Consider the following 24,553-nt stretch of genomic DNA (forward strand, 5'->3'; position numbering starts at 1 on the left):
ATGACCGGACACACCCAGAACGAGATCACCATCGCGGCCCCCGTCGACCTGGTCTGGGACATGACCAACGACGTCGCGAACTGGCCACGGCTGTTCAGCGAGTACGCCCGGGCCGACATCATCTCCCAGGAGGGGAACAAGGTCACCTTCCGGCTCACCATGCACCCCGACGAGAACGGCACGGTGTGGAGCTGGGTCTCGGAACGGGAGACCGACCGGGACCGGCTGTGCGTCACGGCCCGCCGCATCGAGACCGGCCCCTTCGCCCACATGGACATCCGCTGGGAGTACGAGGAGGTACCGGACGGCACCCGGATGATCTGGACGCAGGACTTCGCCATGAAGCCCGACGCGCCCGTCGACGACGCCTGGATGACCGACAACATCAACAAGAACTCCAAGGTCCAGCTCGCCCTGATCCGGGACAGGATCGAGAAGGCGGCCGCCGGCCACCGGCCCGCCCCGGCTCTGGCCGACTGAGCCGGACGACAGGAGAAGACCGTGCACCAGGCCCTGATCGTCGCCCGCATGGCCCCGGGTTCCGCCTCCGACATCGCCAAGGTGTTCGCGGAGTCCGACCGCGGAGAGCTGCCGCACCTCGTCGGCGTCGTCCGGCGCAGCCTCTTCCAGTTCGGCGACGTGTACATGCACCTCGTCGAGTCCGAGCGGGAGCCGGGACCGGCCATCGCCAAGGTCACCTCGCACCCCGACTTCGTCGAGGTCAGCGAGCGCCTCTCGGCGTACGTCAGCGCGTACGACCCGGAGACCTGGCGGTCCCCGAAGGACGCGATGGCGCAGCGCTTCTACCTCTGGGAGCGCGACGCCGGAGCGTGAGACCCCGTCCGGCCACCGGTGCCGGGCCCGCGTCCGACGCGGGCCCGGCACCGGTGTGGCGTGCGAGGCGTCCGCTCACGCGGAGACCGTGCAGTCGAACGCGTGCAGATAGGGGTTGACCGGCCGGATGTCACCGACGGCCAGACCCGCGCGCTCCAGCCGCGCGACCATGCTGGCGGTGGTGTGCTTGGCCCCGCCGACGTTGAGCAGCAGCAGCAGGTCCATGGCGGTGCTGAACCGCATCGACGGGGTGTCGTCGACGAGGTTCTCGATGACCACGACCCGGGTGCCGGGTCCGCCCGCCTCCACCACGTTGCGCAACAGCCTGGTCGTGGACCCGTCGTCCCACTCCAGGATGTTCTTGATGATGTAGACGTCGGCCTCGACCGGGACGGACACGCGGATGTCGCCGGGCACGATGCGCGCCCGGTCGGAGAGGTCGCCGCCCTCGCGCAGCCGCGGCACGGCCTTCTCCACCACCCGGGGCAGGTCGAGCAGGTAGCCCCGCATCGCCGGGTACTTGTCCAGCAGGCTCGCCACCACGTGACCCTGCCCGCCGCCGAGGTCCGCGACGGAGGTGGCGCCGGACAGGTCCAGCAGGGCGGCGACATCGCGCGCCGACTGCTCGCTGGAGGTGGTCATCGCGCGGTTGAAGACGTCCGCCGACTCGGGGGCGTCCTCGTTCAGGTAGACGAAGAACTCCTTGCCGTAGAGGTCCTCGACGACGTTGCGGCCGGAGCGGACCGCCTCGTCCAGCCTCGGCCAGGCGTCCCAGGTCCACGGCTCGGTGCACCACAGGGAGATGTGGCGCAGGCTGTTCGGGTCGTCCTCGCGCAGCAGCCGCGACATCTCGGTGTGGGTGAACGTCCCGTCCGGCCGCTCGGCGAAGACGCCTTGGCAGGACAGGGCGCGCAGCAGCCGGCGCAGCGGCTCGGGCTCGGCCCGCACCGCCGTCGCCAGGTGCTCCACGGTCAGGGGCGCGTCGCCGAGTACGTCGGCGACGCCCAGCCGGGCGGCGGCGCGGACGGCGGCGGCACAGGCCGCCCCGAACACGAGCTCTCTCAGCCGCATCGACGGCGGAGGAGGAGGGAGCGCCCCTTGCCCGGCCGGTGCCGACAGCTCGGGGGATGGTGCGGTCATGTGCCGCCTTCCTTCCTTGCGTGGGTGGGGTACGCCTGTCCGGTCAGCACAGTCCCGCGGGCTTGGAGGCCCGGCAGGAGTTGCCGTCGAAGGTGTTCTTGCGCTTGACGGCCTCCTGGTTCACCAGGTCCGCCGGGGCGTTGTCCTCCAGGTGGTTGCCGGTGATCCGGTTCTGTTCGCTCGCGGCGCCCACGAAGCTCTTGAACAGGACGATGCCGCCCGACAGGGGGGACTTCCCCGAGTGACCGATGATCGTGTTCCCCGTCACCAGTGCCTTCTCGGTGCCGGTCAGCACGATGCCGGACCCCTTCAGGTAGGGCAGCCGGGCGGTCTTGGGGCAGTACTTGTTGTTCCACTCCAGGCGGTTGTCGCTCACCGTCAGGGCGCCCGCCCGCGGCTTGTTCTCGTCGCCGACGACGAACACGCCGGCGCAGTTGGCGGTGAGGTAGTTGCCGGTGACGGTGAGGTTGCGCAGTCGGCGGACGGTGATGCCGATGCGGTTGTCCTCGAGGTGGTTGTGCTGGACCAGCGCGCCCTTGCTGTCGGCGGCGCCCTGCTCGGCCTTCACGTTGTTGGCGAGGAACAGGCCCGCGTCGCCGTTGCCCCGGGCGGTGTTCTCCCGGAAGACGCCGCGGGTGGAGTGCTCCTGGGCGATGCCCCACTGCCCGTTGTCGTCGGCGGTCACCCGGCGCACGGTCAGGTGGTCGGTGCCCATGGCCCACAGGCCGGTCCGGGAGAAGCCGGCCACCTTCAGGTCGGCGACGGTGACGTCCCGCAGGGCCTTGTTCTTCCCGCCGACGACGCAGATGCCGTTGCCGTTCCCGCTACAGGTGACGGAGGCCTTCTTCGGCTTCTTCGAGGTCGTGGCGGGTTTCTTCCCGGCGGGCCGGATCACCGTGCGGTGACCGGCACCGCGCAGGGTCAGTCCCGGTGTCCGCACCGTGACGCTCTCCCGGTAGGTGCCGGCGAGTACGAGCACGGTGTCGCCGGACCGGGCGGCGTTCACCGCCTTCTGGATCGACTCACCCGGATGCACCACGAGGGTCCGATGGGCGGCCGACGCCGGGGTGGTGCCGGCGAACGTGCCGAGGAGGGCCGCGGTGCACGCGAGGTACGAGATTTGGCGTTTTTTCACAATCCGAAGGCTAGGAGCGCATGACCCGATCACCCGGTGGATGCTCCGTTCGGCGGCGTGTCCACCGGAGTCGGGGGAGCGTCCCGCACGGGCGTCCGGGGAACGGCCGTGCGGGACGCTAGCTTCGCGAGCGGTCCGACGGCTCCGCCCCGTCCCGGGGCGGGACGGGGCCACGGCTGCGAGCGGGGGCAACGGTGACCGGTTCCACGCAGGACGCGCACGGTGCGGCAGCCGACCCCCTCGGGCGCCGGAGTTTCCTGGCGTCGGCGGCCCTGGTGGCCGCCGCCCAGGTCCCGGCCGCAGATTCGGCGCGGGCCGCAGATTCGGCGCGGGCCGCGGACCCGACCCGGCCGGGGGTCCCGACCCGGCCGGCGCGCTGCCGGAGTGCGGGCCGCCCGCCGGGCCCGGCGGGCGGCCCGTGGCGGGACCGCTCGCCGTCCCCGAGGCGGACCGCGGGGTCGGCTGGCCGAGGCAGGCCCTGGAGGCGCCGTGGCACTCGAACCCATGCGTGCGATGGAGGAGCCCGCCGTGCGGCTGATGGAGTTCACGATCCCGGACGCCCCGGGCAACTACGGCCCGCTGTTCCGCCTGATCCGGACGGCCCCGAGCGCCCCCGCTCCCAAGGACGCCGGCCCGGGACGACGCCGGCCCCGACAACGCCCGGGGGCGTGCGGGGCCTGACGGTCGTGCGGGGCCTGACGGTTGCGGACGGCCGGTGGTGGTGCGTGGTGGTGCGGCGGAGTGCTCAGCGCCCCCGCGGGCCACCCTTGGGCAGCTTCATGCCCTTCGGCATCGGGCCCTTCACTCTGTCAGCGACGCTCTGACCTGCGCAGACAGCCTCAGTAAGGCGGTGCCGGCCTCGCAGACCGGACAAGAAGAAGGCCCGGCCAGCAGGCCGGGCCTTCCCTGTCTCATCCACGGCACTGACAGCCCGCCACCTACTCACCCGATCGTGTGTCGGCAGCCGTCCGGGCCCCCAGCCCGCACCGGATTCATTCTGTCAGGGCGTCAGGGCTGCACGCTCTTGGCCATCTCCATGAAGGCGGCCCAGGCGCCGGCCGAGACGTTCAGTATCGGACCATCGTCGTACTTGGTGTCCCCCACGGGGACCAGGCCATGGCTAGCGGCAAGGTTCGTGGCGACCTTGACGCACTGGCCGCCGTTGCTGCTGTAGGAGGACGTGAACCATTGCGGGTGTTCGGTCGTCACAGGATGCCCTTTCGTAACTCACGGATCATGGCCACACTGGCGGTCTGAGACTCCGCCTCGACCTGAAGCTGATGGTAGGCCGTCAAGGCTGTAACGACGGACGTGGCTTCCCTTACGAGATGGCCACGTTGCGCCGACTCGGCGTAGACGAGCTGCGTTCTGTCCCTCAGCGTCAGCATGGTTACTGGCAGGTCGAAAGCCCGGCGCTCACCAAGAGCGTACGGGGCCACCTGGAGAACAGTCGACGGCAGCTCCGCGAACTCAATTAACCTGTCGAGCTGACCCGCCATGACCTCAGGACCGCCCACGGGCCGCCTGATACAGCTCTCGTCCAACACGGCATGCACCAGAGGGACCGGCGTGCGCGCTAATGCCGCTTGCCGCTCCGCGAGGTGCGACAACCGTTCTTCCGCCTGTGACTCCGTGATCGCACCCCGCCTGACCGCTCCAGCCTGGATGGCTGCGGCGTACTCGGGTGTCTGGAGCAAGCCGGGGATGATCCCGACCTCGAAGAGTCGGATTTCGACTGCCCGTAGCTCATGAGGGACGTACTCCCTGAACCCTTCTAGCAACGACGGACGGTGTACCTCCTCGCACTCGCGCTGAAGCTGGTACCCAGTGCCAAGCGCCCTGTCAGCACTTGCCGCAAACTGTGGAGTTGGAGAACGGCGACCAGTTTCGACAGCCGAAATGTGCGAATCGGTGCAGCCGATCCGATCAGCTAGCTCCTGCTGTGTCAGCCCTTCCTTGTCTCGCAGCCTGCGGAGGAGCTGGCCGAACGCTGCCTTGGCCGACGCCTGCGGGTCGAGCTTCCTTCGGTTCAACGGACCAACCTCAACTCTCTAAACGGAACGCGCAAGTTGAAGACAGGGCGACAGTAGTCCACGCTGAAGTTCCTCGGTAGCGGAATCACTACAGAGGGCTACAGCTCTGCGGCCGATGACGCGAAGGATCGCTCGATGCTCCCCAACAGCAGTGACGATGACACGTCGGACCGGCTGGTGATCGAGGCCGAGGAGGTCACCGAGGCCCTGGCCGGGGTCCTCGCGGAGGCTGGTATCCAGCTCCCTCGCCTGGTGGGCATCACGGCAATCGGTCCCACGGCACCGAGGGAAGAGCGTGAGTGGCTGGTGCAGCTCGGGCAGTGCAACGTGCGCGCGGGTTTGGCTCTCTACAACCTCCTTCGAGACGGCATGACCTTGAGGCAGAAGCACCCCGAGGAGTCCATCAATGCCCGATGACACACCTACACCCACGGATCGCCTCAACACGGCACATGACAGCCTCGCCAAACTCAACGCCGCCTTCATCAGGGTGGGTTGGCTGGTGGACGTGAAAGTCAAGGGGACCGTGAGAGGCTTCCACATCTACTTCCCTCATGGGCTGACCGTGGCCCAGGCCGATGAGCTGGCTCAGACGATCGACGCCGGCATTGAGAAGAGGGTGATCAGGAGGCCCTCCTCCAGGGAGGGGAGAGGGCCAGTCCGCACCTGGAAGAGGAGTCACATTGAAGTCCATCACCTTGATTGGTTTGGCCGGCCTGGGACTCGGGGCAGCTCATCTCTGGCGGGCTGAGGAGCGTCACCGCGAAGAGAAGCAGCTCGAATTCGTCAAGCTGCACGCCGACATTTGCCGCGGCATCAGCGGGTCCGAGATCCTGTCGGATACCGTGTGGCCGGGGCTGGATCACGCCGAGACGGCGAAGAGGCTGACGGCGAACCGATGGATGACCCTCTGGGGGGCCATGCTGCGCCTGGGTTACTACAGCGGCGGCAGTCTCCGTGAGGCCCTGGACACCTTCATGGGCCTGGAGTCGAACCGGCGGTACTGGGAGAGCGCTCGCCAGCGGCGGAGGGCTACGGCGCGGGATAAGTACGACCTCCTCCTCAACGACCTGGCCGCGGACGCATACGAAGAGGCCAGTACGCAGTAGGGATCTGATTTCGTCTGTCGGCGTCCTTAATTGGGCGATCCTCAAGGGGGGACGACAAGTGTCCGGCAGATGGCCCATGAACCAAGGCCATTCGAAAATTACCTACGGCTGCGGCTGGCCGATCCGGTCCAATCCCGGACATGGGCACCCCCCTCAACCCCTTGTAGTTTAGTCAGGGAAAACACCCCAACGCGCATAAGGCCACATTCGGGGCGATCGGGCGCGGGGAGACTCACGGTTCAAGTCCGGGCAAGGGGACTGCTCGCCCTGGGGCACAAGGTCCAGGACAGCCCGAGCGCCACCAGGGCGAGCCCGAAACAATCGAGGCCGGGAGAGACCATGCATCAGGTGATCGTGAGTCCCCAGCACAAAAAGTACGTTGCCGTGCGTCCTGGTTCACGCGGCGGGATGCAGCTTCCTCGTGAGAAGTACGTGGAAGTACGTGAAACTGTGAGCGCTGGCAGTCCCTTGCCCGCGTGGTTCATCGACGCCACAAAGAAGGTCTGGGGGCTGCGCCTGGACAGCGGGTCCGCGTCGAACACTGTCCTGGTCCGCCCTGAGACGGCGCTGAACTACAGCCGAGCAACCTGGGAGATCAACAAGGGTTGCAACTTCGCCTGTGACATGTGCGTGGTCTGGCAGCGCCCTTTCGCTGGTCTGCCGATGGGGGAGAAGATCAGACTCCTGGAGATGGTTCGGGATACCGGCGTGCTCTGGTTCCAGTTCACGGGAGGTGAGCCGACCATCGACCCGGACTTCATTGAGTCGTACCGCACCGCGTACGACATGGGGATGATGGTGGAGGTGCTAACGAACGGGTCGCGGCTTGACCACGGCCCTACGCTGGAAACCCTCACCGATCTGCCGCCCCACAAGGTCACAGTCTCCCTGTACGGGGCCTCGGCCGAGACCTTCGAGGCGCTAACGCGGACGCGAGGGGCCTACCGGAGAGTTCTCCGAGGACTCAGGGCGGCTACGGCCGCCGGGCTGCCCCTTGAACTTTCGCTCATCGTCACCGAACACAACGCGCACGAAGTCGATTCCATGAGGGCCCTGGCGGACAGCCTGACGTCCCGTACAAGGTATTCGCCAATATGTCTCCGTCTTACGACGGTGACAGAGGCCCACTCGACTTCCAGGCAACCGAGTACATCAACAGGGAAGAGGTGTTCCGCGGATGTCCCGCCGGACACAGCTTCTACCACTTGGACCCGTTCGGCAGCGCAACTATGTGCAAGGTCGGACGCGAGAACCCCATCAATCTCATGAGGACCGGGGTTGGTGGTCTGCGGCATCTGCCGCTCATCGCAGATGCCCAGATGCTTCGGACTGGGGGATGCAGCGGGTGCAAGCTCTCCGGCTCCTGTCGGGTGTGTCGACCGCTCGCCAAGCTCTACCAGCAGGCCGAAGCGCCGCTCAGTCACTACTGTCAGCACGGCTTCAAGGAGGACTCGTGAACACGACCGAGGAGAGTAGCGAGGTCGTCCTCGTGGACGACGTGGAGGCCCTGGCCGAGGGCACCACGCCCGGCTGTGGGGATGACAACCCGTACCAGTGACCAGCACGTTCCAGGCGCAGGCCCCGCTTCGGCGGGGCCTGCGTCGCGTTGATGAGAAAGTGACCTCATGGCCTCTCGTACCGCCTTTGAAGAGCTGCCCTCTGCCGTCCGTACGGCCATCGAGTTGCACACAGGGCGAATTCACCGTGTCGACCCTGTGTCCTCGGGCCTCAACAGTCAGGTAGCGGCCCGGCTGTACTGCGATGCCGGCGACGTGCATGTGAAGGGCCTTCGCTCTGACCATAAGTGGGCCTGGACACAGCAGCGTGAAGCCGAAGTGAACGCCTACCTCAGGGGAATTTCTCCAGAACTGCTCTGGCGGGTTAGAGAGAGTGGCTGGGATGTTCTCGGATTCTCCCTCATTACTGGCCACCACGCCGATTACACGCCGGAATCGCCTGATCTCCCTCTTGTGGTTGACCTGCTTACGCGACTCGGAGGGGTGGAAGCCCCATCAATCGAGCTACGGGAAGCGGGACAAAGGCTGAGCAGTTACGTAGATGACCCCGCACTGCTCTCCCTATTTGAGGGGAACGCACTCCTCCACACGGACCTGAATAATGAGAACGTTCTGATCCAAGGAGAACACGCCTATATGGTCGATTGGGCCTGGGCCACCCGCGGAGCCGCCTGGCTAGATGCAGGTTATTGGGTAATTTGGCTCATGGCCGCTGGAGGACACCCGGCCGAACAAGCGGAGTGGTGGGCCGCAAAGGTGCCTTCTTGGAGAACCGCGCCCTGCGAAGGAATCAAAGCCTTCGCTGTGGCCAACGCTAATCTTTGGAACGAGATTGGCGGGAATTCACCGGACCCTTGGACGGCTCGAATGGTGCTCGCAGCCAAAGAGTGGGCTGAGTACCGGTCCGCACTGTGTAGCTAAGGGCTGTCCCGTAACTGCTGGTCACAGGTGGGATGATCTTGCCGTGTCTGGTGTGATCACGGCGTCGGAGCCTTCCTGGATAGCCCCGTTCACCGGGCTGAGCCCGCGGCAGTTCGGCAAGCTGGTCACCGCGCTGCGGCGGGAGGGTGCGGATCCGGTCCGCAAGGGCCGGCCGTGGAGCCTGCCGCTGGAGGACCGGGTCCTGCTGGTCGCCGCGTACTGGCGCACGAACCTCACCCTGCGCCAACTGGCGCCGCTGTTCGGGGTGTCGAAGTCGGCCGCGGACCGCATCATCGACCACCTCGGCCCGGCGCTCGCGCTGCAGCAGCGCAAGCGGTTCCGCAAGGACACCATGCTCATCGTGGACGGCACCCTGGTCCCCACCCGCGACCACCAGGTGGCCGAGCAGTCGAAGAACTACCGGTACTCCACCAACCACCAGGTCGTCATCGACGCCGACACCCGGCTCGTCGTCGCTGTCGGCCGACCACTGCCCGGCAACCGTAACGACTGCAAGGCGTGGGAGCTGTCCGGCACCAAGGATGCCGTCGGCCACACCACCGTCATCGCCGATGGCGGCTACCGCGGCACCGGCCTGGTCATCCCGCACCGCCGCCAGCCCGGCCAGGCCGACCTCCCCGAATGGAAAGAGGAACACAACGCCTCACACCGCAAGGTCCGCGCCCGCGTCGAGCACGCCTTCGCCCGCATGAAGACCTGGAAGATCCTCCGCGACTGCCGCCTCAAAGGCGACGGCGTCCATCACGCCATGCTCGGCATCGCCCGCCTGTACAACCTCACCCTCGCCGGGTGACGAGAAAACAAGCAGGTCACCAGGCACGTCAAAGATCATTTACGGGACAGCCCTTAGGCAGCAGCCCCAAGGAGGACGAGAGTTTGCACTACGTGTGCGCTGGCAAGAGGCCCGAGTATGCCGGCGCTGCAACGTGCTCTTGCTCCCAGATTTACGCGGACGGCGTTGAGGGGTGGGTCTGGGAAAACGTCTGCAACCTGCTTGGTGACCGGGACCGACTCTTGGCGCTTGCTGATGAGTGGGTGGGGGCAACCGCGAAGAAGCAGGTGGATTACTCCTCTCGCCTTGCTTCGCTGGATCAGAAGATCGCCGAGAAGAGCGACACCATCGACCTCATGACGGCCACCTTCGCAACGCAAGTGACCCGGCAAGGGCTCACAGGGCAGGCTGCTGAGGCCGCGGTCGAAAGGAAGCTCCAGCCGCACTACGCGGATCTTGAGCAGCTTCAGAAGGAACGAGCTGACATCGAGCTGTGGCAGTCGGAGGCTCAGGAAGCTGATCAGCGGGCGAAGGATCTTCACGCGCTTGCGCAGTCGGCGCACGGGCGCTTGCAGACCTTCACGAAGGAGCAGCAAGCGGAGTGGCTTGCCCTGCTGGACATCAAGGTCAAGGTTCTTGAGAACCCGCCCCCGATGCGTCGGGGTCTCGCTTGCCCTGTCGGCGAGTGGTTCCGGGAGCATGAGCGCGACGTGCCGACTCTGGACGATCAGGTCTGGGGGCGGATTGCTGAGCTAGAGGGCTTCCCGAACGGGGGGCTCGTTCCTCGTCAGGCGGGCGGGGTGGCGCCTCGGACCGTGCTTGAGGCCTTCCTCAAGAAGGCTCGCACGGGGGCGTCGTGGCCCGCCCTGGAGGCTGAGACGGGCTCTAAGGGCCTGATCGGTCAGTGGAAGCGTTGGAGCAAGCAGGGACGTTGGGAACGCGTCATGGAGGTTATGAAGGGCTGTGACGGGGTGCCTGTGGCCCCCCGTCACCGACTCCCGAAGATGCAGATGACCGGGAAGGTGCGGCCCGGGGTCATCCTTGCCGCAACTAGCGCCCGCGAGGCGGGCGACCAGGAAGGCCACGCCCAGGAATCGGGCCCTTGGGCACCGGCATGTTGCTCATCAGGTCGCCCAGGGCGCGCAGCCGGTCGTTGGTGGCCGTGACCTGGGGGCCGGTGAGCACGCGCGGCAGCTTCAGCATGGTCGTGCGGAGCTTCTTCAGCTCGACCTGGCCCTCGCCGGTGCCGACGATCAGGTCGTGCACCGGGATGTCCGCGACGATGCGGTTCATCTTCTTCTTCTCGGCGGCCAGCAGGCTCTTCACCCGGTTCGGGTTGCCCTCGGCGACCAGCACGATGCCGGCCTTGCCGACCGCCCGGTGCACCACGTCCTGACTCCGGTTCATCGCCACCGCCGGAGTGGTCGTCCAGCCCCGGCCGACGTTGTCCAGCACGGCCGCCGCGGCACCCGGCTGGCCCTCCATCTGGCCGAAGGCGGCCCGCTCGGCACGACGGCCGAACACGACGGCCGTCGCCAGCAGGGCGATCAGCAGCCCGAAGACACCCAGGTAGACCGGGTGGCCGATCAGGAAGCCGATCGCGAGGAAGACACCGAGCGTGCCGATGCCGACGGCCGCGAGCACCAGGCCGATCGTCTTGTCGGCCTTGCGGGTCATCTTGTACGTGAGGGCGATCTGCTTCAGTCGCCCGGCATTCGCGGCGTCCGCCGCGGTTTCCTTCCTCGCCATGCCACGAAGTCTACGTGCCCCCGGGAGCGCGGACGACGACAGTGTCCGGCGGGAGGGCGCCGGGACCGCGGCGGGCGTCAGGAGCGGGTGGCGGCCTGCTCCAGGAACCGCTGGGCCTCGACCCGGTCCTTGGCGCGGCGGCGGTCCTCCAGGACGGAGGTCCAGGCGTTGCGGCGGGCGGTGCGCTGACCGCCGCTCATCAGCAGCGATTCGACGGCCTTCAGAGCGTCGGTGAAGGACGGGATCGCGGTGGCGTGTACCGGCGCGGCCTGCATGGTCGGGGTCCCCCCTGGAAGCGGATGGTGTACGGGGCGTGATACCAGAGTCACTGTTCGGTGTTACCAGGGCGTGTCCGGCCGGTCAAACGGGCATGAACCCGAATGCGTCGCCCCGTGAACGCCGACGCGGTCCTGACGTGTGTCCTCATCAGCGAGGACGGTCAGGACCGCGTGGGTCCGGCCATTACCGGCCGGTAAGTGCTTGTGCGTGACTTCACACAGCGGGTCTCGCAGGGCTTTCCGCCCGGCGTCTCAGACGGCCTGGGCCGCGATGTACGCGCCGCGCTTCTCCACGGCCATCCGGTAGAGGCGGCCGGCGCGGTAGGACGACCGCACCAGCGGGCCGGACATCACCCCGGAGAAGCCGATCTGCTCGGCCTCCTCCTTCAGCTCCACGAACTCGTGCGGCTTGACCCAGCGCTCCACCGGGTGGTGGCGGACGGAGGGACGCAGGTACTGGGTGATGGTGATCAGCTCGCAGCCCGCGTCGTGCAACTGCCGCAGCGCCTCGCCGACCTCCTCACGGGTCTCGCCCATGCCGAGGATCAGGTTGGACTTGGTGACCAGGCCGAAGTCGCGGGCCTCGGTGATGACCTTCAGCGAGCGCTCGTAGCGGAAGCCGGGGCGGATGCGCTTGAAGATCCGGGGGACCGTCTCGACGTTGTGCGCGAAGACCTCGGGCCGCGCGGAGAAGACCTCCGCGAGCTGCTCGGGGACCGCGTTGAAGTCCGGGGCGAGCAGCTCGACCTTGGTGCGGCCCTCCGCGCGGCCGGCGGTCTGCTCGTGGATCTGCCGCACGGTCTCGGCGTACAGCCAGGCGCCGCCGTCGTCGAGGTCGTCACGTGCCACGCCGGTGATGGTGGCGTAGTTCAGGTCCATGGTGACCACGGACTCGCCGACGCGGCGCGGCTCGTCCCGGTCCAGCGCCTCGGGCCTGCCGGTGTCGATCTGACAGAAGTCGCAGCGCCGGGTGCACTGGTCGCCGCCGATGAGGAAGGTCGCCTCGCGGTCCTCCCAGCACTCGTAGATGTTCGGGCAGCCGGCTTCCTGGCAGACCGTGTGCAGGCCCTCGCTCTTCACGAGGCCCTGCATCTTCGTGTACTCGGGGCCCATTTTCGCCCGGGTCTTGATCCACTCGGGCTTGCGCTCGATGGGGGTCTGGCTGTTGCGGACCTCCAGGCGCAGCATCTTGCGTCCGTCGGGTGCGACTGCGGACACGACCGGCTCCCTAGCGATTGATTCTTCGGCGTTCCCCAGGGTACGCCCGTTGATTTCATGGCCCGGCGCGGGCGCCGTCCAGCGGGGGGCGGCGGGCCGCTGCTACGCGGGCGTCCGCTCGATCACCCGCGGCCTGAGGTCCGCGTTCTCCAGGATGTCGCTCAGGTGCTTCTCGACCACCGGCAGGACCTCCTCGACCGTGACGTCCCGGCCCAGCTCGGCCGTGAGCGAGGTGACGCCCGCGTCGCGGATGCCGCACGGGATGATCCGGTCGAACCAGACGTTGTCCGGGTTCACGTTGAAGGAGAAGCCGTGCATCGTGACGCCCTTGGCGACCCGGATGCCGATCGCGGCGATCTTGCGATCCTCGCGCCGCTGGCCGGCGTTGGAGGGGGCGTACTCGGGGCCGTCGAGGCGGGGGTCGAACTCCTCGTCGGTCAGCCGCGGGTCGAAGTCGAGGGAGAGGCCGCCGGGGGCGGGGCGCCGCTCGACCGGGTCGCCGAGCACCCATACACCGCTGCGGCCCTCCACCCGGGTGGTCTCCAGGCCGAAGTCGGCGCAGGTGCGGATGAGGGCCTCCTCCAGGCGCCGCACGTGCGCGACGACGTCCACCGGGCGGGGCAGCTTCTGGATCGGGTACCCCACCAACTGGCCCGGTCCGTGCCAGGTGATCTTGCCGCCGCGGTCGACGTCGACGACCGGGGTGCCGTCCAGCGGGCGCTCGTTGTCCGCCGTGCGGCGGCCCGCCGTGTACACCGGGGGGTGTTCCAGGAGGAGCACGGTGTCCGGGACCTCGTCGGCGAACCGGGCCGCGTGCACCCGGCGCTGCTCGTCCCAGGCCTCCTGGTACTCGACGGCATCCGCACCGAACCCCATACGGACGAACCGCAACTCACTCACGGCAAGCGCCTCCCTCAGCGACCGGTGTGTCAGGCGCGTGGAGCGCGCGCCCACGCCACTGTACGTCCGACCGGCGTACGTCAGCCCTGCGGGCGTTCCTCACACGATCGGATGAATGCCCAGCGAAATGTGCGATCTTCCGCTCACTCTCCGCTACATTCGCGCCGTTCGTGAGGCCATATGGGCTGCTCAAAGGCGCTCCGGGCACTTCACAGGCCCGGAAGGCAGGAGACCGCACCACAGATGACGGACCGACCCGCGCAGCGCACCCCCAACCGCCAGCTCGCCGCGCTCATCGCAGAGGCGGGGTTCTCCAACGCGGGTCTGGCTCGTCGCGTCGACCAGCTAGGCCTGGAGCACGGGCTGGACCTCAGATACGACAAGACCTCGGTCACCCGCTGGCTGCGCGGACAGCAGCCGCGCGGGACGACGCCCGCCCTCATCGCCGAGGTGTTCACCCGCCGGCTCGGGCGCCGGCTCACCGCCCAGGACCTCGGCCTGGACGCGTGCGCGCCGGTGTACGCCGGGCTGGAGTTCGCGGCCGGCCCGGAGGAGGCCGTCGACATCGTCAGCGGGCTGTGGCGCAAGGACTCCGGCAGCCACGCCGAGCTGCGCAAGATCGCCTTCACCCCGGCCGGGCTGGTCGTGCCCAGCCGCGACTGGCTGATCGGCAAGCCCGACGACCGGGTGGCCCGGGAGCCGGCACCCCGGGTGCCCGCCCAGGGCCGCCCCGGCGCCGCCCGGCCGCAGCCGCAGGTGCAGCCGGCGGCACCGGTGCCGACAGGGGGTGCCGGTGCCGACGCGGGTGCGCGGGACCGGTGAGCGCGGCCCCGGCCACCGGGTCACCGGCGGCGACATCTCGGCGCTCCGCTCGGTGGGCGAACTGTTCCGCACCCTCGACGACCGGTTCGGCGGCGGCCACGCCCGGCAGGCGCTGGTGCGCTATCTGGAGCACGAGTGCGAGCCGATGCTCCGCGGCAGCTACGACGAGCAGACCGGCCGCCGGCTGTTCGGCGCCGCCGCGGACCTCACCCGGCTCGCGGGCTGGACGTCGTACGACATCGCCGCGCACGGACTGGCCCAGCGGTACTTCGTGCAGTGCAGGCCCTGCGGCTCGCGCAGGCGGCCGGTGACCGGGCGTACGGCTCTTTCGTCCTGGTCACCATGAGCCGCCAGGCCGTCTACCTGAGCCACGGCAGGGAGGCCGTGCAGTTGGCGCGGGTGGCCCAGCAGGGCGTCGGCACGGGCGCCCCGCCGGTCGTCCAGGCGCTGCTGCACGCCGCCGAGGCGCGGGCGCACGGCGTCCTGGGCGAGGTACGGGCGTGCACCGCGGCGCTCGTGCGGGCCGAACGCGCCCTGGACGCGGCGCGGACCGGGGACGACGTGCCGTACTGGGCCGCGTTCTTCGACGAGGCGCAGCTCGCCGACGAGTTCGGGCACTGCCATCGCGATCTCCAGCAGTTCCGGGCCGCCGCCCAGCACGCCGAGCGCTCGCTCCAGCTCCGCGCCCCCGTGTACGCCCGCAGCCGCCTGTTCTGCCGGGTCGTGCTCGCCACCGCCCGCCTCGCCCTCGGTGAACTCGACCAGGCCTGCGCCCTCGCCGCGGAGGCCGCGGGCCAGGCGGCCGAGATGCGCTCCGCCCGCGCGGTCGAGTACGTGCGGGACTTCGAACGCCGCCTGGAGCCCTACCGGGACGCGCCCCCGGTCCGCACCTACCGGGAGAAGGTGGCGGCCCTGAGCTGAGCGTGCCCCCGGCCGGGTCTCACGCCGCCCGTGGCAGCGTCGGCGCCGGGTCGGCCCGGTGCAGGGAGGCCGTCATGCCCAGGTCGGAGAGGATCGCCGTCGCCGCCCGGCGGGCGGAGTGCAGCGCGCCCTGGACGGTGCTGGAGTCCCGGTGGTCGCCGCAGACGTACAGTCCCGCCAGCAGCCGTACCGGCCGGCGCGGATCGTGCGGCGGGCGCATCACCGGGACCGCCTCCGGCGTGTGGTGCACGGCCAGCGTCTCCCAGCGGCGCGTCGAGGTGCCGTAGAGCCGGGAGAGGTGGATGCGGACCGCCGTGTCCACGCCCTCCGGCGGGGTGCCCAGCACGGTCGAGGAGATCAGCACCCGGCCGGCCGGCGCCCGGCTCGGGTCCACGTTGCTGAGCACCGCCGTGTGCGCCACCGGCCCGCCCCGGTCGGCGTCCAGCAGCAGCGAGGTCCCGGTCGAGAACGCCGCCGAGGGGTCCTCGGTGGTGTGGTGGACCACGGTCACCGGGTGGAAGTCCGGCACCCTGAGTCCCGGCAGCAGCTCCGCCGCGGCCCGCGCGTCGGTCGCCAGCAGCACCGCCCGGCACCGGATCTCCCCGTGCTCGGCGGTGGCCACGGAGGTCGTGGACACCGAGGTGACCCGCACCCCGGTGCGCACGGTGCCCGCGGGCAGCGCCCGGGACAGCAGCTCGGGCAGTGTCTCCGCACCGCCCTCGGGCACGCACAGGCGCCCGCTCGCGAAGGCGTGCAGCGCCAGGTCGGCGCACCGGCTGGACGTGATCAGCTCCGGGTCGCACAGCAGCGCGGCGAGCAGCGGGCGCAGGAAGCCCTCGATGGTGCGCGCCGGTACCCCGCGCCGGGCGAGGGCCAGCGCGGCCGGCATCTCGGGACGGGCCAGGAGGCGTTCGACGGGCGTGGCCGCGATCCGGCCGAGCGCGGCGCCCAGCCGGGCCTGGTCCATCGCGCCGCCCACCGGCGCGCCGGCCCGGCCGGGCGGGGACACGGTGCCCCGGGGGGTGCCGGCTAGGGCGCGCACCGCGTGAAGTGCGCCTCGTGCGCCCCGCGCGCTCCCTCCGGGCGCCGGCGCGCCCGCGCGCTGGGTGCGGCCGTCGCGGTGCAGCAGGACGCCCGGCGCGAAGCGGCGCACGGCCAGGGCGCCCGGGCCCGGGGGCAGACGCAGTTCGGGGTAGGACGTGGACAGGAGCTGTCCGACGCGGTCGAGCCGGAAGCCGTCGACCTTCTCGGTCGACATACGGCCGCCGACGTACGGGGCGGCCTCCAGGACCGCGGTCGTCAGTCCTGCGCTGGTCAGCCGGTGAGCCGCCGAGAGGCCGGCGACTCCGGCCCCCACGACGACGACGTCCACCTGGTACGCGGGCTCAAGCACGAGGCCCTCCTGTGGTTGCGCGGCCGGTGGAGACGTGATGCCCCCAACTGGCGCCAGGGATACCGGAGTTCGCGTCGAGGTTAGGGGCCGCATTCGGTCAGAAGCAGTCGCGCATCAACAGAGCACGGTCGCATAGAGGTCGCATACGGTCACTTTCGTTCGCCGGTGTTGCCAGTCGGCTCACCCCGCCGCACGGATCGCCTCATCGATGCCCGGGAACGCGAACCGGAACCCCGACTCCAGCAACCGCCTGGGCACCACCCGCTGACTGCCCAGCACGTCCCCGGCCATCTCCCCGAGCGCCGCCCGCAGCGCCGGCGCGGGCACCGCGAACACCGCCGGACGGCGCAGCACCCGGGACATCGCCGCCGTGATCTCACGGTTCGTCAGCGGCTCGGGCGCCGTCAGGTTGAACGGCCCGGACAGGGTGTCGGTGTCCACGAGATGCCGGATCGCGGCGACCTCGTCGTGCAGCGCGATGTACGACCAGTACTGCCGCCCGTCGCCCAGCCGTCCCCCGAGCCCCGCCCGGAACAGCGGGAACAGCCGTGCCCACGCCCCGCCGCCCCGGGCCACGACCAGCCCCGTGCGCAGGAACACCGTCCGCACCCCCGCCTCCCGCACGGGGGCCGCCGCCCGCTCCCACTCCACGCACAGCCCGGACAGGAAGCCGTCGCCCGGCGGGGCGTCCTCGTCCACCACCCGGTCGCCGGTCTCGCCGTAGAAGCCGATCGCGCTGCCGTTGACGAACACCCGCGGCGGCTCGGCCAGCGCGGTCACCGCCTCGGCGAGCGCGGCCGTGCCCCGCACCCGGCTGTCCCGCAGCAACCGCTTGTACTCCGGCGTCCAGCGCCGGTCGCCCACCCCGGCGCCCGCCAGGTTGACCACCACGTCACAGCCGGCCAGCCCGGCCGGGTCGACGTACTGCCGCCCGGGGTCCCAGCGGACCTCGTCCGCGCCCTGGGGCGCACGGCGCACCAGTCGTACCACTTCGTGCCCGTCCGCGGTCAGGGACCGCACCAGAGCGCTGCCGATGAGGCCGGACGCGCCGGCCACCGCGATGCGTGAACGTTCCATGACCACCAGCATGACCGCACAGGCGCCGGGAAACCCGGTGGGCGCCCCGGACGGTCCGCCGTAGGGTGATCGTCATGTCTGAGCCGTCCCTGCGTGCCGCCCGCCCCGACGACGACGCGGAACTGGCCCGCCTCGACCGGGCCGCCTGGTCCACCCTGCACGAGGTGGTGCCCGCGCCCGAGCCGCCCTACGCGCCGTTCTTCGAGCGGCACGACCCGCGGGACCACCTGGTCGCCGAGGCCGACGGCCGCCTCCTCGGCTACGTCCGCCTCGTCCGCCCGACCCCGCTCGCCTCCCACGCGCACGTCCTGGCGATCCAGGGCTTCGTCGTCGCCGGCGAGGCACGCGGACGGGGCGTCGGACGCGCCCTGATCCGGGCCGCCGTCACCGAGGCCCGCGGGCGCGGTGCCCGGCGCCTCACCCTGCGCGTGCTCGGGCACAACACCCCGGCACGCCGGCTCTACGAGTCCGAGGGGTTCGTCGTCGAAGGCGTGCTGCCCGGGGAGTTCCACCTGGACGGCACGGACGTCGACGACGTCCTCATGGGCCGCCGGCTGTGAGCACCGCGCACCCGGCGGGCCGGGCGGGGGCCACCGGCCGCCCTCAGGAGCCGACCAGCTCGCCCGTGTCCACCGGCGCCGTCGCCGTGGCCGCGCGCCGGGCGTCGGCCGCCACCTCGTCCGCCGTCAGCGCGTAGCCCGTCTCGGCGTCGGAGGTGGAGCGGGCGAAGACCACCCCGAACACCCGGCCGCCCGTCGTCAGCAGCGGGCCGCCGGAGTTGCCCGGCCGGACCGTGGACCGGATCGAGTACACCTCCCGGACGACCGTGCGGTCGTTGCGGATGTCCTGCCCGGTCGCCCGCACCCGGTTCGCGACCGTCGCCGCCTGGAGGTCCAGGCCCCCGTCCTGCGGATAGCCGGCCACCACCGCCGAGTCCCCGCGCACGGCGCCCCCGCCGAACCGCAGCACCGGGGCGCGCAGCCCCGGCACGTACAGCACCGCCACGTCCCGGTCGGCGTCGAACAGCACCACCCGGGCCTCGTACGACGGCCCGACCCCGCCGACCCGCACGCCCGGACGGTCGATGCCCGCCACCACGTGCGCGTTGGTCATCACCCGCTCCGGCGCGTACACGAACCCGCTGCCCTCCCGGCCCTCGTTGCCCGCGGTGCCCTCGATCTTCACCGAACTCCTGCGGGCCGCCTCCGCCGCCGCGGGCGTCACACTGTCACCGGAGGGCCGGGCCACCCGGGCCGTCGACTCGTTCTCGAACGGGTTGAACACCTGCGGGAAACCCGCCTCGGTCAGCGCGGACGTCGCCCGCGAGAACCACGACGGCGTCGTCTCGGGCATCGCCCGCTGCACCGCGCCCAGCAACGCGGAGTCGCGTATCTGCGTCGTCAGCGTCCGCGCCGGGGCCGCGCCCAGCACGCTCGCCGCCACCCAGGCCACGATCAGCACCGCCACCGCGTTCGCCGCCGCGCCCCCGGCACCGTCCGCCACCCGCAGCGGCCCCCGGTCCAGCTCCCCACGCAGCCGCAGCGCCAGCCGGCCCGCCAGCTCGTGCCCCACCGCCGCCGGCACCAGCACCGTCAGCAGCGCGAGCACCGTCGCCGTCGTCGTGCCCCGCTCCACCTGGCCCGTCACCCACGGCAGCACCCACACCCCGACGGCGGCGCCGCCCACGAACCCGGCCAGCGAGACACATCCGGCCACCAGCCCGCGCCGGTAGCCGGACACCGCGTACACGACGATCACCAGCGTGAGCAGCAGGTCGAGCAGGTCCACGGAGCCGCCTTTCTCTCGGACCCCTCCAAACGGCCGGGACGGGCCCGCCGGCCGGCCGCCCGTGCGTGAGCACACCCGGCAGCGAAACCGGCTCACGTACGTGTGTACCCCGGAAACGTCCCGGACCCGGGCGATGGTTCCACCGGGAAGGTCCCTCCCCCGCGTCCGCCCTCGTCCGGGCCCCCGCGTCCGCCCTCGTCCGGGCCGCCACGGCCCCGCCGCGTCACCCCCGTCGACGGGTCCACCGCCGCGCGGACGGGCGCCGACGTCGGACGTCAGTCCTTGAACCGCTCCCACAGGCGCGGGTACCGCTGCGCGAGCGCCCGCTCGTTCTCCAGGTCCACCGGTGTGCCCTCGGGCTCGGCGGGCGCCGGGGCGATGCCCAGATCGGGTGCGACGGTCCCGGTCAGCTGCTCGTACGCCTCGTCCGCCGCGTAGCCCAGCTCCTCGCCGTCGCCGTCGATCTCCTCGTCGAACTCGCCCAGCAGCCCGGCCAGCGCGTCCGGATCGTGCAGCGCGCCCTCGAAGACCTCCCGGCCCTGGCCGATCAGCCAGCACCGGAAGAAGTCGAAGGCGTCGTCGCTGCACCCGTCCAGCAGCACCCAGGCCGCGCCCCACAGGTCCCACCGGTAGGCGCGGTTGTAGCGGGCCTCGAAGTGCCGGGCGAAGTCGAGGACCAGCTCGGGGTCCAGCCGGAGCAACCGTTCCACGAGCAGGTCGGCCTGTTCCTCGGGGTCGCCCCCGGCGCCCTCGCGGGCGGCGTCGATCAGCTCCCAGAACTCCGTCTCGTCCATCACGCCACCAGCATCGGGCCTCGGCCGGTGCGCCGCACGCGGAGTGCCGCGGATCGTTACCCGGCGTCCGGCCGCCCGTACAGCCTCGCGAGCCGGGCCGCGTCCGCCGCGCACCGCTCCCGCAGGCTCGCCGGGGCCAGCACCTCCGCCTCCGGCCCGAGCGCCGTTAGCTGGGCGTGCGCGACCTCCTCCGACTCCACGGGCAGCGTCACCGTCACCCACCCGTCGGCGTCCGGCGCTCCCACGCCCTCCAGCGCCCGGCGCGCGGAGAGCGGGTCGACGGCGTGCGGCAGCCCGCGCAGGCCCCGCGGGGACAGCCGTACGACGACCTCGGCGCGCAGGATGGACCGGGCGAAGCGCTCCGCCTGGTCCGCCCAGTGGGCGGGCAGGTCGAAGTCCGGGTCGCGGGCGAACCGCTCGTCGAGGGCGTCGACGGTGTCGAACCGGTCGACGCGGTACGTCCGCAGGGAACCACCGCCGGCCACCCGCGCGCACAGGTACCAGACGCCTGCCTTCAGCACGAGCCCGTACGGCTCCAGCCGCCGCTCCACGGCGCTCTCCCCGCGCCGGTGGACCACGTCGATCCGCCGGTCGTCCCACACCGCTTCCGCGATCACGGGCAGCCGCTCGGGCGTCGCCGGCTCCCGGAACCAGGCCGGCGCGTCCAGATGGAACCGCTGGGCGGCACTGTCCGGGGCGTCCCGCAGCGAGGGCAGCAGCGCTGCCGCCACCTTCAGCCGGGCCGCCGAGGCGGTCTCCTCGAGCCCCATCTCCCGCAGCGCCCCCGGCACCCCGCTCAGGAACAACGCCTCCGCCTCGCCGCGCGCCAGCCCCGTCAGCCGCGTCCGGTACCCGCCGGCCAGCCGGTATCCGCCGGCCCGCCCGCGGTCGGCGTACACCGGCACCCCGGCCTCCGACAGCGCCTGCGCGTCCCGCGCCACGGTCCGCTCCGACACCTCCAGCTCCCGCGCGAGTTCGGCGGCGGTCATGACCGGCCGCGACTGGAGCAGGAGAACCATCCTGATGAGCCGGGCCGCACGCATGGACTCATGATGCCGGAGCCCACCGACGGCGCGGCCGGGCACGGTCGGCCGCCGGCCACCGCCGCGCGGACCGAGCGCCGTCACGGCGGAGAACACGGACGCGGCGGACCGGGGACGCGAACAAGCGTCCCCGGTCCGCCGCGACCGCGGTACCCGGTGTCCTACAGCCCGTACTTCTCCCGGGCCTCCTTGACCGCGGTGGCCTTCACCTCGCCGCGCCGGGCGAGCTGGGCCAGGGCCGCGACGACGATCGACGGGGCGTCGATGCCGAAGTGGCGGCGGGCGGCCTCGCGGGTGTCCGACAGGCCGAAGCCGTCGGCGCCCAGCGACGAGTAGTCCTGCTCGACCCACTGCGCGATCTGGTCGGGAACCTGGCGCATGTAGTCGGACACGGCCAGCACCGGGCCCTCGGCGCCCTGGAGCGCCTGGCGGACGAACGGCACCCGCTCCTCGCCGCGCAGCAGTGCCGCGTCGGCCTCCAGCGCGTCCCGGCGCAGCTCCGTCCAGGACGTCGCCGACCACACGTCGGCGGCCACGCCCCAGTCGTCGGCGAGCAGCCGCTGCGCCTGAAGGGCCCAGTGGATCGCCGTACCGGAGCCGAGGAGCTGGACGCGCGGGGCGTCGGCGGGCACGGCGACGCCCGCGGACTCGGCCGTGTTGAAGCGGTACAGGCCCTTGACGATGCCCTCGTCGATGCCGAGGCCCTGCGGCTTGGCGGGCTGCGGCAGCGGCTCGTTGTAGACCGTCAGGTAGTAGAAGACGTCCTGGTCCTCGCCCGGCCTGGCCTCGCCGTACATCCGGCGCAGACCCTCACGCACGATCACCGCGATCTCGTAGGCGAACGCGGGGTCGTAGCTCAGGGCGGCCGGGTTGGTGGCCGCGATGACCGGGGAGTGCCCGTCGGCGTGCTGGAGGCCCTCGCCCGTCAGGGTCGTACGGCCGGCCGTCGCGCCGACGAGGAAGCCGCGGCCGAGCTGGTCGCCGAGCTGCCACATCTGGTCGGCGGTGCGCTGCCAGCCGAACATCGAGTAGAAGATGTAGAACGGGATCATCGTCTCGCCGTGCGTGGCGTACGCGGTCGACGCGGCGATGAAGTCGGCCATCGAACCGGCCTCGGTGATCCCCTCGTTGAGGATCTGGCCGTTCTCGGCCTCCTTGTAGTACATAAGCTGGTCGCGGTCGACCGGCTCGTACGTCTGGCCCTTGGGGGAGTAGATGCCCAGGGACGGGAACAGCGACTCCATGCCGAAGGTGCGCGCCTCGTCGGGGACGATCGGCACCCAGCGCCGGCCCGTCTCCTTGTCGCGGACCAGGTCCTTGACCAGACGGACGAAGGCCATCGTGGTGGCCACGTTCTGGGAGCCGGAGCCCTTGTCGAAGGAGGCGAAGGACTTCTCGGCGGGGGCGGGCAGCGGGGCCGGCGCGTGGACGCGGCGGGCGGGGGCCGGTCCGCCGAGGGCCGCGCGGCGCTCCTGGAGGTAGCGGACCTCGGGGGAGTCGGCGCCCGGGTGGCCGTAGGGGACCACGCCGTCGACGAAGTCGCTGTCCTTGATGGGCAGCTCCAGCAGGTCGCGCATCGCCTTGAACTCGTCCACCGAGAGCTTCTTCATCTGGTGGTTGGCGTTCTTCGACGCGAAGCCCTCGCCGAGGGTGTGGCCCTTGACCGTCTGGGCCAGGATCACGGTCGGCGCGCCCTTGTGCTCGACGGCGGCCTTGTACGCGGCGTACACCTTGCGGGACTCGTGACCGCCGCGCGAGAGGTGGAAACACTCGAGGATCTTGTCGTCGCTCAGCAGCTTCGCCATCTCCGCCAGCGCCGGGTCGGCGCCGAAGAAGTCCTGGCGGATATAGGCGGCGTCGCGGGTCTGGTACGTCTGGACCTGCGCGTCCGGTACCTGGCGCAGCCGGCGTACCAGCGCGCCCGTGGTGTCCAGCTCGAACAGCTCGTCCCAGGCGGAGCCCCACAGCGTCTTGACGACGTTCCAGCCGGCGCCGCGGAACTGGGCCTCCAGCTCCTGCACGATCTTGAAGTTGGCGCGGACGGGGCCGTCGAGGCGCTGGAGGTTGCAGTTGATGACGAAGGTGAGGTTGTCCAGCTCCTCACGGGCGGCGAGCGCGAGGGCCGCCGTCGACTCCGGCTCGTCCATCTCGCCGTCGCCGAGGAACGCCCACACGTGCGAGGCGGAGACGTCCTTGATGTTGCGGTTGGTCAGGTAGCGGTTGAAGCGCGCCTGGTAGATCGCGGAGAGCGGGCCGAGGCCCATCGACACCGTCGGGAACTCCCACAGCCAGGGCAGCCGGCGCGGGTGCGGGTACGACGGCAGGCCGGTGCCGCCGGCCTCCTGGCGGAAGTTGTCCAGGTGGTGCTCGTCCAGGCGGCCGTCGAGGAAGGCGCGGGCGTAGATGCCGGGGGAGGCGTGGCCCTGGATGTAGAGCTGGTCGCCGGAACCGTCACCCTCCTTGCCCCTGAAGAAGTGGTTGAAGCCGGTCTCGTACAGCCAGGCCGCGGAGGCGAAGGTGGCGATGTGGCCGCCGACGCCGTGCTTCGCGCCGCGGGTCACCATGGCGGCCGCGTTCCAGCGGTTCCAGGCGGTGATCCGGGCCTCCATCTCCGGGTCGCCGGGCACGGACGGCTCGGCGGCGGTCGGGATGGTGTTGACGTAGTCGGTCTCGAGGAGCTTCGGCAGCGCGATGCCGCCCGCCTCGGCGCGCTCCAGCGTGCGGCGCATCAGGTACGCGGCGCGGTGCGGTCCCGCCTCCCGGGCGACGGCGTCCAGGGAGGCCTGCCATTCGGCGGTCTCCTCCGGGTCGCGGTCCGGGAGCTGGTCGAGCGCGCTCGGCTGGATGGCGTGGGGGTCGGTCATGTCGCCGCCTTCCTCAGTCGAAGGGGGTTCCCTCATCGGTAAGGGTTCGGGGTTGCCCTTGGTCTTTGGCAGGACAGGGCAGCGGACTCCGGTAGAAGTCCGTCGGCGACTGTAACTCCCTGATCGATGATCGATCAAAGGGTTGAGCGCGAAAACCTCTTGATTTGAAGAAAGTCGGCACCCGGTGCCTTCGATACTGGCACCCGGTGACGCGTTGAGAGAGT

General features: G+C 70.7%; 24 protein-coding genes and 1 pseudogene. 11 read left to right on the plus strand and 14 right to left on the minus strand.

Translation table 11 applies throughout. From position 1 onward, the window contains the following. Both D9753_RS25675 and D9753_RS25680 read left to right on the plus strand, forming a co-directional pair. Nucleotides 1-480: an SRPBCC family protein gene (locus D9753_RS25675; RefSeq protein WP_121789138.1), complete on the plus strand. Its 480-nt coding sequence runs from the start codon at nt 1-3 to the stop codon at nt 478-480. Between the two features lie 21 nt (nt 481-501). Continuing rightward, the gene (locus tag D9753_RS25680; RefSeq protein ID WP_121789139.1) at nt 502-834 is read left to right on the plus strand and encodes a TcmI family type II polyketide cyclase; all 333 of its coding nucleotides are present in this window, start codon (nt 502-504) and stop codon (nt 832-834) included. 75 nt (nt 835-909) lie between these two features. On the opposite strand, the gene D9753_RS25685 is transcribed toward D9753_RS25680, so the two are convergent. Together D9753_RS25685 and D9753_RS25690 are read right to left on the minus strand one after the other, a co-directional pair. Continuing rightward, nucleotides 910-1,974: a methyltransferase gene (locus D9753_RS25685; protein ID WP_240468288.1), complete on the minus strand. Its 1,065-nt coding sequence runs from the start codon at nt 1,972-1,974 to the stop codon at nt 910-912. Between the two features lie 43 nt (nt 1,975-2,017). Next, on the minus strand, nt 2,018-3,109 hold the full coding sequence (locus D9753_RS25690; protein WP_121789141.1) for a right-handed parallel beta-helix repeat-containing protein: 1,092 nt from the start codon (nt 3,107-3,109) through the stop codon (nt 2,018-2,020). A 489-nt stretch (nt 3,110-3,598) separates the two neighbouring features. Between D9753_RS25690 and D9753_RS25695 the strand changes: the two genes are divergently transcribed. Further along, complete coding sequence (locus D9753_RS25695; RefSeq protein ID WP_121789142.1) at nt 3,599-3,790, plus strand: hypothetical protein; 192 nt, start codon at nt 3,599-3,601, stop codon at nt 3,788-3,790. A gap of 327 nt (nt 3,791-4,117) precedes the next feature. On the opposite strand, the gene D9753_RS25700 is transcribed toward D9753_RS25695, so the two are convergent. Next, on the minus strand, nt 4,118-4,318 hold the full coding sequence (locus D9753_RS25700) for a DUF397 domain-containing protein (protein ID WP_121789143.1): 201 nt from the start codon (nt 4,316-4,318) through the stop codon (nt 4,118-4,120). Further along, nucleotides 4,315-5,142, minus strand: coding sequence for a helix-turn-helix domain-containing protein (locus D9753_RS25705; protein ID WP_121789144.1), 828 nt, complete (start codon nt 5,140-5,142; stop codon nt 4,315-4,317). Before D9753_RS25705 ends, D9753_RS25700 begins: the two co-directional genes overlap by 4 nt. Nucleotides 5,143-5,277: 135 nt before the next feature. On the opposite strand from D9753_RS25705, the gene D9753_RS25710 reads away from it, so the two are divergent. From D9753_RS25710 to D9753_RS25740, 6 genes are all read left to right on the plus strand, one after another. Next, nucleotides 5,278-5,559, plus strand: a complete 282-nt coding sequence (locus tag D9753_RS25710) for a hypothetical protein (protein ID WP_121789145.1) — start codon at nt 5,278-5,280, stop codon at nt 5,557-5,559. Between the two features lie 266 nt (nt 5,560-5,825). Next, entirely contained in the window at nt 5,826-6,251 is a 426-nt protein-coding gene (locus D9753_RS25715) for a DUF6082 family protein (protein ID WP_121789146.1), read from the plus strand. 339 nt (nt 6,252-6,590) lie between these two features. Next, a complete protein-coding gene (locus D9753_RS25720; protein WP_240468289.1) occupies nt 6,591-7,520 on the plus strand; it encodes a radical SAM protein in 930 nt (309 codons plus the stop codon). A gap of 356 nt (nt 7,521-7,876) precedes the next feature. Continuing rightward, nucleotides 7,877-8,689, plus strand: a complete 813-nt coding sequence (locus tag D9753_RS25730; RefSeq protein ID WP_121789148.1) for an aminoglycoside phosphotransferase — start codon at nt 7,877-7,879, stop codon at nt 8,687-8,689. 43 nt (nt 8,690-8,732) lie between these two features. Continuing rightward, nucleotides 8,733-9,503 carry a transposase gene (locus tag D9753_RS25735; protein WP_121788039.1) on the plus strand — a complete coding sequence of 257 codons (771 nt, stop codon included), beginning with the start codon at nt 8,733-8,735 and terminating at the stop codon, nt 9,501-9,503. An 83-nt stretch (nt 9,504-9,586) separates the two neighbouring features. Beyond that, nucleotides 9,587-10,648 (plus strand): transposase, encoded by a 1,062-nt coding sequence (locus D9753_RS25740; RefSeq protein ID WP_121789149.1) that lies wholly within the window; start codon nt 9,587-9,589, stop codon nt 10,646-10,648. On the opposite strand, the gene D9753_RS25745 is transcribed toward D9753_RS25740, so the two are convergent. The 4 genes from D9753_RS25745 to lipB all read right to left on the minus strand — a co-directional run bounded on the left by D9753_RS25745 (nt 10,533) and on the right by lipB (nt 13,627). After that, nucleotides 10,533-11,231 carry a DUF4191 domain-containing protein gene (locus D9753_RS25745; protein ID WP_121789150.1) on the minus strand — a complete coding sequence of 233 codons (699 nt, stop codon included), beginning with the start codon at nt 11,229-11,231 and terminating at the stop codon, nt 10,533-10,535. The genes D9753_RS25740 and D9753_RS25745 overlap by 116 nt on opposite strands. Before the next feature lie 77 nt (nt 11,232-11,308). Beyond that, entirely contained in the window at nt 11,309-11,506 is a 198-nt protein-coding gene (locus tag D9753_RS25750) for an SCO2195 family GlnR-regulated protein (protein ID WP_121789151.1), read from the minus strand. 255 nt (nt 11,507-11,761) lie between these two features. Continuing rightward, nucleotides 11,762-12,727, minus strand: coding sequence for a lipoyl synthase (gene lipA, locus D9753_RS25755; RefSeq protein ID WP_121789152.1), 966 nt, complete (start codon nt 12,725-12,727; stop codon nt 11,762-11,764). 102 nt (nt 12,728-12,829) lie between these two features. Then, the gene (gene lipB / locus D9753_RS25760) at nt 12,830-13,627 is read right to left on the minus strand and encodes a lipoyl(octanoyl) transferase LipB (RefSeq protein WP_121789153.1); all 798 of its coding nucleotides are present in this window, start codon (nt 13,625-13,627) and stop codon (nt 12,830-12,832) included. 243 nt (nt 13,628-13,870) lie between these two features. On the opposite strand from lipB, the pseudogene D9753_RS25765 reads away from it, so the two are divergent. Then, nucleotides 13,871-15,370, plus strand: a pseudogene (locus D9753_RS25765) (regulator). Nucleotides 15,371-15,389: 19 nt separating this feature from the next. Here D9753_RS25765 and D9753_RS25770 read toward each other — a convergent pair. Together D9753_RS25770 and D9753_RS25775 are read right to left on the minus strand one after the other, a co-directional pair. Beyond that, nucleotides 15,390-16,763: an NAD(P)/FAD-dependent oxidoreductase gene (locus D9753_RS25770; protein ID WP_121789154.1), complete on the minus strand. Its 1,374-nt coding sequence runs from the start codon at nt 16,761-16,763 to the stop codon at nt 15,390-15,392. Between the two features lie 180 nt (nt 16,764-16,943). Further along, nucleotides 16,944-17,840 (minus strand): TIGR01777 family oxidoreductase, encoded by an 897-nt coding sequence (locus tag D9753_RS25775; RefSeq protein WP_121791288.1) that lies wholly within the window; start codon nt 17,838-17,840, stop codon nt 16,944-16,946. 74 nt (nt 17,841-17,914) lie between these two features. On the opposite strand from D9753_RS25775, the gene D9753_RS25780 reads away from it, so the two are divergent. After that, nucleotides 17,915-18,400, plus strand: a complete 486-nt coding sequence (locus D9753_RS25780) for a GNAT family N-acetyltransferase (protein WP_163010790.1) — start codon at nt 17,915-17,917, stop codon at nt 18,398-18,400. A gap of 43 nt (nt 18,401-18,443) precedes the next feature. On the opposite strand, the gene D9753_RS25785 is transcribed toward D9753_RS25780, so the two are convergent. The 4 genes from D9753_RS25785 to aceE all read right to left on the minus strand — a co-directional run bounded on the left by D9753_RS25785 (nt 18,444) and on the right by aceE (nt 24,329). Continuing rightward, on the minus strand, nt 18,444-19,628 hold the full coding sequence (locus D9753_RS25785; protein WP_121789156.1) for a MarP family serine protease: 1,185 nt from the start codon (nt 19,626-19,628) through the stop codon (nt 18,444-18,446). Nucleotides 19,629-19,903: 275 nt separating this feature from the next. Beyond that, entirely contained in the window at nt 19,904-20,422 is a 519-nt protein-coding gene (locus D9753_RS25790) for a DUF4240 domain-containing protein (RefSeq protein WP_163010963.1), read from the minus strand. A 56-nt stretch (nt 20,423-20,478) separates the two neighbouring features. Beyond that, nucleotides 20,479-21,465 carry a helix-turn-helix transcriptional regulator gene (locus D9753_RS25795; protein ID WP_121791289.1) on the minus strand — a complete coding sequence of 329 codons (987 nt, stop codon included), beginning with the start codon at nt 21,463-21,465 and terminating at the stop codon, nt 20,479-20,481. Between the two features lie 161 nt (nt 21,466-21,626). Further along, complete coding sequence (aceE, locus tag D9753_RS25800; RefSeq protein WP_121789158.1) at nt 21,627-24,329, minus strand: pyruvate dehydrogenase (acetyl-transferring), homodimeric type; 2,703 nt, start codon at nt 24,327-24,329, stop codon at nt 21,627-21,629. Nucleotides 24,330-24,553 lie beyond the last annotated feature (224 nt).

The sequence above is a fragment of the Streptomyces dangxiongensis genome, assembly GCF_003675325.1.
Classification (GTDB): Bacteria; Actinomycetota; Actinomycetes; order Streptomycetales; family Streptomycetaceae; genus Streptomyces; species Streptomyces dangxiongensis.

Excerpts from the sequence above, each read along its gene's own strand:
- D9753_RS25675 (WP_121789138.1), top strand. The coding sequence starts at position 1 with ATGACCGGACACACCCAGAACGAGATCACCATCGCGGCCCCCGTCGAC.
- D9753_RS25685 (WP_240468288.1), bottom strand. The coding sequence starts at position 1,974 with ATGACCGCACCATCCCCCGAGCTGTCGGCACCGGCCGGGCAAGGGGCG.
- D9753_RS25710 (WP_121789145.1), top strand. The coding sequence starts at position 5,278 with ATGCTCCCCAACAGCAGTGACGATGACACGTCGGACCGGCTGGTGATC.
- D9753_RS25720 (WP_240468289.1), top strand. The coding sequence starts at position 6,591 with ATGCATCAGGTGATCGTGAGTCCCCAGCACAAAAAGTACGTTGCCGTG.
- D9753_RS25730 (WP_121789148.1), top strand. The coding sequence starts at position 7,877 with ATGGCCTCTCGTACCGCCTTTGAAGAGCTGCCCTCTGCCGTCCGTACG.
- D9753_RS25745 (WP_121789150.1), bottom strand. The coding sequence starts at position 11,231 with ATGGCGAGGAAGGAAACCGCGGCGGACGCCGCGAATGCCGGGCGACTG.
- D9753_RS25750 (WP_121789151.1), bottom strand. The coding sequence starts at position 11,506 with ATGCAGGCCGCGCCGGTACACGCCACCGCGATCCCGTCCTTCACCGAC.
- D9753_RS25775 (WP_121791288.1), bottom strand. The coding sequence starts at position 17,840 with ATGGAACGTTCACGCATCGCGGTGGCCGGCGCGTCCGGCCTCATCGGC.
- D9753_RS25780 (WP_163010790.1), top strand. The coding sequence starts at position 17,915 with ATGTCTGAGCCGTCCCTGCGTGCCGCCCGCCCCGACGACGACGCGGAA.
- D9753_RS25790 (WP_163010963.1), bottom strand. The coding sequence starts at position 20,422 with ATGGACGAGACGGAGTTCTGGGAGCTGATCGACGCCGCCCGCGAGGGC.
- D9753_RS25795 (WP_121791289.1), bottom strand. The coding sequence starts at position 21,465 with ATGCGTGCGGCCCGGCTCATCAGGATGGTTCTCCTGCTCCAGTCGCGG.
- aceE (WP_121789158.1), bottom strand. The coding sequence starts at position 24,329 with ATGACCGACCCCCACGCCATCCAGCCGAGCGCGCTCGACCAGCTCCCG.